This is a genomic window from Candidatus Zixiibacteriota bacterium, from assembly GCA_021159005.1.
In the GTDB taxonomy this organism is placed as follows: Bacteria; Zixibacteria; MSB-5A5; order UBA10806; family 4484-95; genus JAGGSN01.
Genome location: JAGGSN010000190.1, coordinates 1 through 8,796 on the forward strand (window position 1 = coordinate 1; position 8,796 = coordinate 8,796).

The 8,796-nt window shown below is 38.1% G+C and carries 11 protein-coding genes; 6 read left to right on the forward strand and 5 right to left on the reverse strand.

What is annotated here, in order from left to right:
* Window positions 1-4: 4 nt before the first annotated feature.
* Window positions 5-1,189, reverse strand: a complete 1,185-nt coding sequence (locus J7K40_11975; protein MCD6163114.1) for an alanine racemase — start codon at window positions 1,187-1,189, stop codon at window positions 5-7.
* Window positions 1,186-2,253 carry a MarR family transcriptional regulator gene (locus J7K40_11980; GenBank protein MCD6163115.1) on the reverse strand — a complete coding sequence of 356 codons (1,068 nt, stop codon included), beginning with the start codon at window positions 2,251-2,253 and terminating at the stop codon, window positions 1,186-1,188. Before J7K40_11980 ends, J7K40_11975 begins: the two co-directional genes overlap by 4 nt.
* A 606-nt stretch (window positions 2,254-2,859) precedes the next feature.
* On the opposite strand from J7K40_11980, the gene J7K40_11985 reads away from it, so the two are divergent.
* From J7K40_11985 to J7K40_12005, 5 genes are read left to right on the forward strand one after another with little or no spacing between them, the layout of a single operon-like run.
* Window positions 2,860-3,069: a MoaD/ThiS family protein gene (locus J7K40_11985; protein ID MCD6163116.1), complete on the forward strand. Its 210-nt coding sequence runs from the start codon at window positions 2,860-2,862 to the stop codon at window positions 3,067-3,069.
* The gene (locus J7K40_11990; GenBank protein MCD6163117.1) at window positions 3,066-3,776 is read left to right on the forward strand and encodes a hypothetical protein; all 711 of its coding nucleotides are present in this window, start codon (window positions 3,066-3,068) and stop codon (window positions 3,774-3,776) included. The genes J7K40_11985 and J7K40_11990 overlap by 4 nt, the downstream gene beginning before the upstream one ends.
* The gene (locus J7K40_11995; protein MCD6163118.1) at window positions 3,757-4,071 is read left to right on the forward strand and encodes a hypothetical protein; all 315 of its coding nucleotides are present in this window, start codon (window positions 3,757-3,759) and stop codon (window positions 4,069-4,071) included. The genes J7K40_11990 and J7K40_11995 overlap by 20 nt, the downstream gene beginning before the upstream one ends.
* Window positions 4,072-4,098: 27 nt before the next feature.
* Window positions 4,099-4,434 carry a hypothetical protein gene (locus J7K40_12000; GenBank protein ID MCD6163119.1) on the forward strand — a complete coding sequence of 112 codons (336 nt, stop codon included), beginning with the start codon at window positions 4,099-4,101 and terminating at the stop codon, window positions 4,432-4,434.
* Between the two features lie 9 nt (window positions 4,435-4,443).
* Entirely contained in the window at window positions 4,444-5,115 is a 672-nt protein-coding gene (locus J7K40_12005) for a ThiF family adenylyltransferase (protein MCD6163120.1), read from the forward strand.
* A 238-nt stretch (window positions 5,116-5,353) separates the two neighbouring features.
* Here J7K40_12005 and J7K40_12010 read toward each other — a convergent pair whose 3' ends face one another.
* A complete protein-coding gene (locus J7K40_12010) occupies window positions 5,354-6,691 on the reverse strand; it encodes a right-handed parallel beta-helix repeat-containing protein (GenBank protein MCD6163121.1) in 1,338 nt (445 codons plus the stop codon).
* 313 nt (window positions 6,692-7,004) lie between these two features.
* Between J7K40_12010 and J7K40_12015 the strand changes: the two genes are divergently transcribed.
* Window positions 7,005-7,352, forward strand: a complete 348-nt coding sequence (locus J7K40_12015) for a helix-turn-helix transcriptional regulator (protein MCD6163122.1) — start codon at window positions 7,005-7,007, stop codon at window positions 7,350-7,352.
* Between the two features lie 234 nt (window positions 7,353-7,586).
* On the opposite strand, the gene J7K40_12020 is transcribed toward J7K40_12015, so the two are convergent.
* Together J7K40_12020 and J7K40_12025 are read right to left on the reverse strand one after the other, a co-directional pair.
* Window positions 7,587-8,117, reverse strand: coding sequence for a hypothetical protein (locus J7K40_12020; GenBank protein ID MCD6163123.1), 531 nt, complete (start codon window positions 8,115-8,117; stop codon window positions 7,587-7,589).
* Between the two features lie 195 nt (window positions 8,118-8,312).
* Window positions 8,313-8,796: hypothetical protein (locus J7K40_12025; protein MCD6163124.1), on the reverse strand; the 484-nt coding region annotated here is incomplete at its 5' end.

The following is an 8,796-nucleotide window of genomic DNA, read 5'->3' on the forward strand; positions in this document are numbered from 1 at the left end:
ATATTTATTTAGTAGGATTATCTAATTGGCGGCCCTTTTTATTTAAATCGTCTTGGTCTATCACCGGTACAACCTCAAACCTCTCTTTCCTATCTAAGTTTGCCAGCTTGTTTAACGACGGTTTTAATTCCTTCTTAATATACTTACTGCTCATCAGCCGCAACAATGCTGAATAATTCAAACGGAATTTAATGGAATCCCCGACTTTTAATCCGCTGGTGTCTTCTCCTACATTTACTACGGTAATGTCGCTGCTTGCCCCGGTCACATTGTAATCAGGATTCATAGGTGTTAATCCTGAAATATCTGTATCCAGTTGTCCTATATTGACAAGTGCTCTGTAACCTCTCTGTCCAGGAGAAACTTCTTCGGAAAAATCATTACTAAAAGGCGTTTGAGCCCCTGTTTCCACTAAAGGTGTTAATCCTTTTTTCTTAATTTCCACTATTTCAGCTTCTAACAACACAACTTCATTGCTCAAGTAAGGCAATGTTTCGCTATTCACCAAATCAGTTCCTAAAAATATCGCTTCACCGATACGGAAGTGATTTATAGGTTTCGGTAATTGACCGCTGAGTACCATAGGTAAAACAACCGATGAGCCGGCAGAAATCATAGATAATTTTCTTTTAAATTTAAGTTCGAGCAGTTCCTTATATAATACCAACTGCATAAACTGATCAACTGAAGGAACTGCGCCCGCCATACAGCCGATATTTGCGCCAATACCCAGAACTTCTATATTGGATAAACGGAAGACATCCTCATAAAAATTGACAAGAGAACCTGGTAATATGCCTTCTCTTAAATCGCCCAGTTCTATCATTATTATCACTTTATGTAGTCTGTTCTGTATTTTTGCTTCATCGTTTATAGCTTTTATCACTGCCATTTCACTGTTTAAGCTAACATTGCATAAAGAAACTATATCCTTAATTGAAGATAAATCAGTCACTCTCAGATACCAAGTTTCAAAGCTGTCATCTATCTTTTCAATAGCGCGAATGTTTGAAAGTCGGGTATCTCCGATTGATTTAATTCCGAGCATCTGCAATGCTTTTAAGGTGTCGCTATGACCGCATAGAACTTTTGTGACAACGGTCCAGGAGCTGCCCTGCCGATCCATCCATTTGTTGATTACACCCAGGTTATATTTTAAAGAATCAATATCAATGATAAGTCGGTTCATTTATGGTATCTCATTTCAGCATACTTGGATGTGAAACCAATTTTCTCATATACCTGTTTGGCTGGATTATCATATTCCACGTGAAGCTTGACATCGCCATCAGCCAGTTCAATGCCCTTTTTAATTATCTTCCCGCCCAAACCTTTACCGCGCATTGACGGATGAACGCAGACCATAAGCAGGATGTTTTCGGGTATATATCCTTTCATATTGGTTCGATGCATTATTAAAGCGCCGACGGGTTTTTTGTCAATTTCTGCCAACAGCACAAAAGCACCCTTAGGTTGATCTGAGTCGATGGCGATCTCAACGGCTCGTCTTGTGTCTTCAAGCGTGTCTTCGAAAGGTTTAATATTCTTATAGATAAAACTCGCTAGTTCTTCTAAGCTGATCCAATCAGGTTTATCGCTTAAGCTTCGAATTTCGTGAATAATAATATCATCAACCGCTTTTTCAGAAGTCTTAATTTCTGCGATCTTTTTATCAATCGTAGTTTCAGTTTCGACATCATGAATAACTGGTTCATCTATTAGTTTTTTGCTTACTGCAACTTCTGAGGCAGCCGGGGGAAAACTCGAAAGAACAGGCGCTGCATCTAATTCCTGAGCCCCCATCATCGAACTAACTTTCTGCAGCGAACACATTATCTGAGTTCGCCTGCTTTCATCTAGATTCTCAAATAGCGATGTAAATTGCTCCTGTAATGGTGGAGGAGCATTTTTTAACAAAGAATCTGCTTTATTGGTTTTAAGTACTATGACTTTTCTTCTATCAGAATCATGGCGAATCCGCTTTACAAGCCCTCTCAATTCCAGGCGATTTACGATTCCAGTAACAGTTGCATTACTCAAACTGATATTTTTCGCAATTTCTCCAATTGATATCTGGTTGTTGCTTTCAATTTCTTTTAAGACGATTAGCTGCGGTCCAGTTAATTTGAATTCTTGGATCAGCTTCTTCGAATGTAAGTCAATGGCCCGCATTATTTTTCTTAAATAAACGAGGACTTGATTCGAAATATCACTGTTTGCCGTCAGCTTTTCGGACTCAATATTATTTTGCATGCTAATATTTAGTGTACTAAATAATGAAAGTCAAGGAAATAAGCTTAGAAAAAGCAAATAAAACGTTGCCAAATTGTAGACAAATAAGTTTTAAATTTTTCATAAGTTATTGAAATTTATAGGGCAAGGGACGGGGGAATAATAAAAGTGTCCGCTGGAGAATTCGCCGTTACCAGTTATGTAATATAAGGTTACTAAATATGGAGGCGGGGGGAATCGAACTCTAATCTTATGTTATAGGGCATTGACTTACGGCAGCGTGTGGCGAAATTGTGGCAGATTTGATATTTGCCTGTTATCGACAAAAAGGGTGGTTATCTACTGCCTTTTTTATTTTAAATCATCCAGCCAATCCCATCAGCATCAACACACTCCCGAAGCGGGCGGGGGGTAATTACCCCCATCCATCTGTTGTCCTGCATAGACTTAATAGAGGTGTGTGGCAGATTTGTGACTATTTAACTATGATAGGCTGTTTGGCAAGTAGCTGTACTATTGCTCTAATCTATTGTTTTATATTGCCTTCCGGCTATTTTAAGTGATTTGCCGAATTATCCTTGCTCCGTTCACACGGGGCTTTTTCAATTCAAAACAAAAGGAGTATCTATGAAAGTCAAGGTCTTAAAGTTAGGCGAAGCCGCCAAGGAAGTCGAGATTCAAGATGGGTCGACATTGCAGCATGTCATCCAGGCATCGGGATTCAACCGCGAACATATGACTGTTACGCTAAACGGTCATCCAGCATTTGACACATCACCTGTTCAGGATGGTGATGTTATCACGATGAACCCGCATATCAAAGGGGGGCAAAGTTGATATGGGATAAGGTAACAGCTCAAATCAGGTTCCATGCCCAGAAGCTCAATGTTCCGATAGAGGCTGTACAATTTTCAGATAATGTCCAACCAACAAGTAACCAGGATGGATTACAGGTTCTATTCAAAGAAAACACAACCGACCCTGTAATACTGAACGAATCCAGCCTTCAAGTAGGTTATCCACTTAAAGAAGACAATCTTAAAAGCATCACCAAAGCTCTTGATAATCATCTCCCAGCTTTGGCTAAAAGTTTTCATCAAAGACAAAAGGATCAGCTTAAACAGCTGGTCCTTTCAGGTGTGGAGGAAAGAAAGACTTCGTTAAACGAATCAATCCAACAAGCGGAGTATACTCTCGATAGCCTGAACCGTCAAATCTTCGAGCTGTCCCGAAACCGTAATCTCGATAGACATATATTAACGCTGTTGGAAAAGCCAATCGTCCCGCTAAACAAAAAGATAATCGATGAATGGGATTGTGTCAATTGCGGTGATTCATGTTGTCCGCATTATGACGGCTCTGAAGAAGAATGCTATGAGGGTATTGAAGATCCTATAACATGTATGATGTGTTCATTCTCAAATTGCTGCTATTGCAAAAATGTTGATGATGCTTGCCGTGAGTCAAATTCAAATCAATGTATCAACTGCAAAATAGAGGATTGCAAATATCAAGGAGTTGTTAATGAAGCAGTTACAGCCTGAATTCACTGTGTACATCGATGCCAAAGCCTGGGCAAAGTTTCAATATTGGGTAAGATTGGCTAATCTGGATGAAGTCAGTGCTCTGGGACTTATTGATGAAATCAAGAATAACGGGATGACAACCGGGCTTATTGTATCTGAAATATATCTCGTTGAGCAAACAGTCAATGGCGCTGAAACAACGCTTGATGATAAAGCCGTTGCCAGCCTTATGATTCAGTTAGCTGCTGAGGATGTAGACGGTTCCCGATTAAAATGCTGGATACACAGTCATTCAGATATGAAAGTATTCTGATCAACTACAGATGATGATTGTTGTGTAATGCTGGCGAACGGTTCGTATTCGGTGTCAATCGCTACAAATATCCGTGGTGATATTCTTACTCGGCTGGATGTTTATCACCCGTGTCATTTAATACTGGATAAAGTACCGACGCAGATTCATTACCCGTGTTCCAAGGAGCTGGAGAAAATCTATGAAGCTGAATTCATTGCCAAAGTAACACGAACAGATATTACAGCAAAACAGAGCAACAAGTTTGTTCCCACAATGGAGTTTTCACCTGAGGAGGAACTCGAACTTGCATTTAATCAGGGAAATATCAATATGGAAGAATACCAGCAATTATCCGGGTATTCAATATTTGACGATTTATAAGGAGGATTAATGGATGATAAATACATTCGTCAGCAGGAGCTGGTAAACCAGAAGAAGTTGGCAAACCTGCATGCAACAATAATAGGCTGTGGAGCAGTAGGAAGTTTCACTGCCCTTTCACTGTGTAAGATGGGAGTCGGGCAATTGACTCTGATTGATAATGATAAGGTTAGCATCGAAAATCTGCCAAATCAGTTTTTCAGGGAAGACGACATAGGTGAAAAGAAAGTGGCCGCCTGTATGGAGCTTCTCAAAGATTTTGATAACCAGGTAAATGTAGAAGTACTGCCGCGACCATTCATCAAACAGAAATTGGAAGCGGATATAGTTATATCAGCCGTTGATTCAATGAATGTCCGCAAGCGTATCTGGAATTCAGTGATTACTCACAGAACAGTGAAGCTTCTGATTGATCCGAGAATGGCATCTCAGGTCATTCAGGTTTATTCGGTAAAACCGGGTGTCCCTAATGGGTCGAAAGCCTATGAGGCAACATTAGTAGACGACTCTGAAACTCTTGAGGAACGCTGTACTGCCCGGTCGATCATCTATTCGGTTTTACCTTTGGCGGGATTAGTCTGCAGACAAGTTGCAGCGTTTGCCAATGATGATTGGATTGAACCTGCGTTAACGCTCGACTTGAAAACACTAACGCTTATAAGAAAGGGAGTTCAAATATGATAAAAGCATGGAAAACGATTATAACTGTTGTCTCCGAAATCATTCGTCGCCTTGTATGCAGGAGGTAGCCGATGAAGGAAAATGATGTTGAAGAGCTTGCTAAGTCTGTCGGTACGCTGGTTGAGAAGATATTGAAGATTGTATTGAGTAAGGACGATGAGCCTGTAGATAAGGATGACGATTCTGATTAAAAAGAACGGGGAGTAACATGACTCCCCGTTTTGTTTTTTTACTCCAATTACTTCAGCAGAAGCATCTTCTTTGTATCAATGAAATCACCGGCTTGGATTTTATAGAAATATATTCCTGATGGAAAACCGCCAGCATTCCAAATTACTTGATAATGTCCGGCAGATTGATCAATATCAATTATAGTTTCAATGTGGCGACCAAGAGGATCATAAACATCAAGCTTAACATTAACAAAGTGGGAAAGAGAGTAACTGATAGTTGTTGAAGCGTTGAAGGGATTCGGATAGTTTTGTTTCAGTAAACAATTTAATGGCAAACTGACAATATCCTCTAATATATCAGTAGCTTCGCAACCGACTCCATATGCACCTATATTCATTTCATCTTGACCAGTTTCAACACAGGGCGAGTTCTCCGCTAACCAAAAATTTAGATTATCGGAATCACAGAATAAAGGATCAGTACTAATATTACCTTCACCTGGCCAGAGAGTACCTTGAATATCACAGTAAGTGATTATGGGATCCGAATGTTCATCATTAATATGAATTTCGGATGCGTCATTAGACCAAAATATTGTATTCAAGATTGTTGGGTAAGAGATGTCTAAATATAGGCCCGCTCCAGATTGAACACATAAATTTTCCGTAATAGTGACATTGGACATTTCGAAAGTGGAATATTCAGCACTAACACCACCACCATAATCGGCTTCATTGCATGCAATGGTAGTATTAGAAATTACTAAAGTGTCATAACTACAACAATTAATAGAGATTCCTCCACCCATTGTAATAGCGATATTAGAAATAATATTGTTAGAGTCAATTGTAGGATATGAATAGCATATCCAAAGACCCCCACCTTCTAACGCAAAATTATTGGAAATAACATTGTTTACAATTATAGGATTAGAACCACTCCAACAAAAGATTCCCCCGCCGCTTCTATTGGTTGAGTTTTGGGTAATAACATTATTAGTAATAAATGGACTTGCATAACGACAACTAATACCGCCTCCATATTCACCGCGTCCGTTACAAATTGTAAATCCAAGAATAGTAGGCCATTGGTCAAATTCATGAGGAGGAAAACTCCATATTTTTATTACTGTCTCTACCGAATCTCCATTAATAATTGTTTCATGAATGTGGGATGTATCGCCAGAAATTAGAAAAAGTGAGGCAAGTATAATACCATGCCCATTGAAGTTGATATTCTCAACATAAGTCCCTGGCTGTACCAGCACAGTATCCCCATCGGAACTGACGTCAATACCGCTTTGGATTGTGGCATAATCCGCAGGGATATTAATTATTGTCGCTGATAATGATATCACCGCAACAGCAATGAACAGCATAGTTAAGATGAATAATCGTTTCATATTATGCTCCTTTTTTCATTTTTCATTAATTAAATCATCTATTTCTTTCAGACTTTATCTACTTTTGTCAATAATTTACCTCCTTACAGTATTTGGATTGTTTGCACTCAATGAAAATAGACAGATTTATAGTCCCCAATCATGAAGGCTTCTTTTCAATGCGAAACCGTTAATTCTCTCATCCGCAATATAATATAAACACACTAACAGTCAATATAATAATGAATTAATAGGCTATTATTATAACTATTTGTCTATTTCATTATCCTCCCTCTAATCATTTATTATTTCAACAGTTACGGAGGATTAGAGTATGGATATTCTTGTTTTACTTGGAAATAGAATCAGACAACTTCGGAAAAACCTGAAATTAACTCAATCGCGCTTGGCGGATAAGGCTGGTTTGAGCACAAATTTCATTGCTCTCCTTGAGAAAGGCAAACGGTCTGCCTCCGTGGATACGCTGTTCAGAATATCCAAAGTCCTCAAGGTTGAGTTGAAGGAACTGTTCGATTTCCCAGAGAAGAAGACAAAGGTTCAGCTTGCCACTGATGAATTGGTGAAGCTTCTTAAGCGGAAACCTGCTGATGATATTCTGATGGTTAAAGATATTGCTGATATAATTCTTCGCTGGAAAAGCCCGAAGAAGAAACGTAACTAACCATCGATAATAATAGCTGGCTACCATAGTTCTTATACCATCAAAAAGGGACTTTAATTGTCGTTAGTGAAAAATTAGTTGGCATTGCTTAAGATGAATGATATTGGTAGTATTAATAAGGCAGGGAAATGGAAATGGAAACCGTTGAGGTTTAATAGAATCTCCTAATTCTGTCCCCCCTCTTTAGGATTTGCTGAAAAACGATATTCTATTCAATCGATGCTTGTTCAAAGATTAATGTCTCAAATCAATTGTTGATGCATTGAATGTTACCGGTACATCTTCCGCATGATTATTCCAGAAATGAAATCTCAGATCACGTTTACCATCTTTAGCTCTGGTATTGGCTATTGTGTGGCGGTTCGTTTCTGTTGTTCGAACTCGTGTCATGTAAATAGTGGCGATTTTACCTGTACCGGGTAATAATGGCGCTGAATCTATTTCAGGGTCAGCTGATTCCATTATGAAAATGAATACTTTGTTATGTTCGGGAAATGCCCTGTAAAACTGCTCATAGAAATGCTCACAGCGAGTGCCCCTAAATGATACTGAGTCTACTCGAAAACCAAGTTTTTCATATCCCAAATCAAGCGGGATTTGCATACCGGAGAGCGTATCATGATTTATTAGAATCAAGTCAACAGTAATAATTTGTTGCTCCTCCTGGTCGATAATACGGTTTACTCTTAAACTTAGATTATTGGCGTTTGCTGTAGCCGAAAATGCAAGACCAATTACCAATGCGAGAATAGTTTTAATGTTCATTATGTTGTCTCCTTTACTTTATCTATTTTAAGAAATATCTTCTTTCAATTAAAATGTTTGTAAACATAATTATTTCGCCCTAAGGATGGGTCCATAAAGCGCGCTCCGTAATAATACAGGTCAAAATCGTATGTGTCATCATGCTCGTTGCCATTTTATGTATATAATTCAAATATTAAATCCTCTTAAAAATAGTTAAAATTTCCTTAAAAGTATAAGATTAGGACCTTTTTCTAAGTACTTTGTAAATCTATGACCTTCTTCGAATATATTATCAGAAATCTTAAAATTCCAGCTTTCGATAGTACCAGTCATATATTCCCATGTACTTAAACCTATGTTAAAATACCTTGTTTTCTTTTTATTCCTTTCATAGAAATCTATCCCCCAAATAGATTTCTTAATTGATTTTATATCTAATTCAGATAATATCTTCAAAGTATCAGAAATTGCTGGAACAACCTCGTTTTCTATTGCAGTATTCCAAATAACTTTATAATCTTTAGAATCTGCTAAAATATAATATGGATTAGGTATGGTTAAAGTGTTAAGATATAAATTTATTAAATCAATTAGCTTATTTTTATTAATAATCTCAGGCAGGTATTTGCGAATCAATTTTGAGAACCTAGTTGCACCATCACCAAATATATAAATGGTCGAATCACATGTATTAAAC